We start from the raw sequence: 2,477 nt of genomic DNA, 5'->3' as shown, positions 1-2,477 counted from the left end.
GGTTCTGGCACAGATCTTGGGGCGCCGTCGCGGAGCGTTACCTCGATGTTCGATCGTGAGGAGTCGAGTTCGCGTGAGATCGCGTACGCCGTGTCGTCCGGTGGTCAGAACTGACGCTCCCTCAGGTGTCTGCCAAGAGCTGCTGTCGTCGGTTGCGGGCGGTGATGGTGCTGGTCATGCTGACCGATGCATCGTTCTGGGACTCGCTGGTGTTCGACGGGATCGACGATGTGGAGGTCGAGGCGGTTACGGCCGCGTTCGGCTCGGTCGAGGTGATGGCGAGAGGCCGCGCGGCCGGGGCTACATGTCCGGACTGTGGCCGCTTCTCGGACCGAGTCCACGACCGTTACCAGCGCAGGCTGAAGGACCTTCCGCTCGCTGAGCAGGGCTTTGTGATCCGGCTGACGGTTCGGCGCTTCATCTGTGGAGCCGGGGGCTGCCCGCGCCGGACGTTCGCCGAGCCGTTCTCCCGGCTGGCCGCCCCGCATGCACGGTTCACCACGCGGCTCAACCACGCCCTGGAGCGAGTGGGGCTCGCCCTGGCCGGACGGGCCGGCGCCCGGCTGGCGGCCCAGCTGAACTTCGGCGCGGGAAGGATGACCTTGTTACGCAGGGTCATGGCACTGCCCGATCCGCGGTTCAACACGCCGCGGGTGCTGGGTGTGGACGACTTCGCGATCCGTCGCGGCCAGGCCTACTCCACCGTCTTGACCAGCGTCGAAGACCATCGCGTGGTCGATGTGCTCCCGACCCGTGAAGCCGGGCCGCTGGCCGCCTGGCTGACCCGCCACCCCGGTGTAGAGGTCATCTGCCGGGACCGGGCGGGCGCCTACGCCGAGGGCGCCCGGCGCGGTGCCCCCAATGCTCTGCAGGTCGCTGACCGGTTCCATCTGTGGCAGGGCCTCGGCCGGGCCGTGGAGACCTGCGTCGCCGCCCACCGCGACTGCCTGCGTGGGCCCTCACCCAGCGGCATGTTGCCGAAGGCCACGCAGCTGGCTTCCGGGCGGCCGCAGGACGACTCGGAACCCGTCGGTCGGCGGGCCGAGCGGAAGAAGGCAGCACACGCACTGGTTCACGAGATGCTTGCCCAAGGTCACTCACGCCGGGCGATCGCCCGGCACCTGGGCTGGGGCCTCAACACCGTGCTCCGGTACGCGAACGCCGCACGCTGGCAGGACACCTTCCGCGAGAACCGGCCCCGGCCCAGCAGGCTGGACCCCTACAAGCCTTACCTGGAGCGACGCTTCGCCGAGGGATGCACCAGCGCCACCCGACTGCACAGCGAACTGGTTGCCGAGCACGCTCCCGTCAACTACGCCATGGTCCGCGCTCACATCGCCACCTTGCGCGGGGCTCCGTCCCCGGCGCCGCCCCGGCCGCCGACGGTGCGGCAGGTGACCGGCTGGCTCACCCGCCACCCCACCGCCCTGAACGAGGAAGACCGGGCCGGCCTGAAGGAGGTCCTGGCCCGCTGCCCTGAATTGGACAAGGCGGCCGGACACGTCCGCCGCTTCGGCGAAATACTCACCGACCGCCTCGGTGCCACGCTCCCTGCCTGGATCGACGCAGTCGATGCCAGCCAGCTACCCGGCCTCACCGGCTTCGCACTCCATCTGCTCCGGGACCTCGACGCCGTGACAGCCGGACTCACTCTCGACTGGAGCTCAGGCAGCATCGAGGGCGCTGTGAACCGCATCAAAAAGATCAAGAGGCAGCTCTACGGCAGAGCCGGATTCGAACTGCTCCGAAAAATGATCCTGCTCCAGTAGCTCCTCATGACGGTGCTGGTCTGTCGTTGGTCGGTACCTTCGCGGTCAGAGTTCGGTCGTCCAGGTCCCGACAGGATGCTCACTCGGTGGCAGCCACAGCTGAGGCTGTGACTCCCGATGCCTCTTTTCAGCCTGTTCTTCCCAATGAAAGCGGTCATCCACGTCGGGCCACGCAACTTGCAACACGGGAAAAGGAGGCCGCCGGTAGAACCCGATGGCTCGCCCGAAGAAGGTCCGGTACCAGCGGAGATGCACCTGCCTGAGCGCGATTTGGCGACCGTCGGCAACGTCAGAATGTCTCTGGCCATCAGCCAGTACAGCGCCCGTGGCGGCCTTCGCTCCGAGCCTGTTGAGCATGCGGTGCATGGCGTGGACATCGAGCCCGAACATGGCGAGTTCAGGTACGCCGTGAGTGTGCGAGAGGCCGATCGTGTAGGCGAATCCAGGACCGATCTCGTCCTCGGGAACCATCACAACGTGCCATCCGTGCTGCTGCACATTCTCGATGATCGTCAGACCAAGGCGGTCCGCTTCGTCTCGGTCACCGTAGTCATGACAGAGAACGCAGCGGCACCGGAACGGATCATCAATCATGTGCGGAGGCTACGAGGTGACCGTTTGAGCCCGGCAGCCGGGATCATGACGACCCTTTCAATCGAACGACATCGTCACCCTCTGCGACCGCTCCCCAAGATCTGTGCCAGACCC

2 protein-coding genes are annotated in these 2,477 nt (G+C 66.8%); one reads left to right on the top strand and one right to left on the bottom strand.

The genetic code is table 11. The features are described from left to right. The first annotated feature begins 176 nt into the window (after positions 1-176). Complete coding sequence (locus PV396_RS44850; protein WP_319214160.1) at positions 177-1,769, top strand: ISL3 family transposase; 1,593 nt, start codon at positions 177-179, stop codon at positions 1,767-1,769. Positions 1,770-1,814: 45 nt separating this feature from the next. On the opposite strand, the gene PV396_RS44845 is transcribed toward PV396_RS44850, so the two are convergent. Then, positions 1,815-2,363, bottom strand: a complete 549-nt coding sequence (locus PV396_RS44845; protein ID WP_319214159.1) for a DUF4262 domain-containing protein — start codon at positions 2,361-2,363, stop codon at positions 1,815-1,817. Positions 2,364-2,477 lie beyond the last annotated feature (114 nt).

The organism is Streptomyces sp. ME02-8801-2C (genome assembly GCF_033793965.1).
In the GTDB taxonomy this organism is placed as follows: domain Bacteria; phylum Actinomycetota; class Actinomycetes; order Streptomycetales; family Streptomycetaceae; genus Streptomyces.
Note: the sequence above shows the minus strand (reverse complement) of the source record. Positions and strands in the feature narration are given on the sequence as shown.

Excerpts from the sequence above, each read along its gene's own strand:
- PV396_RS44845 (WP_319214159.1), bottom strand. The coding sequence starts at position 2,363 with ATGATTGATGATCCGTTCCGGTGCCGCTGCGTTCTCTGTCATGACTAC.
- PV396_RS44850 (WP_319214160.1), top strand. The coding sequence starts at position 177 with ATGCTGACCGATGCATCGTTCTGGGACTCGCTGGTGTTCGACGGGATC.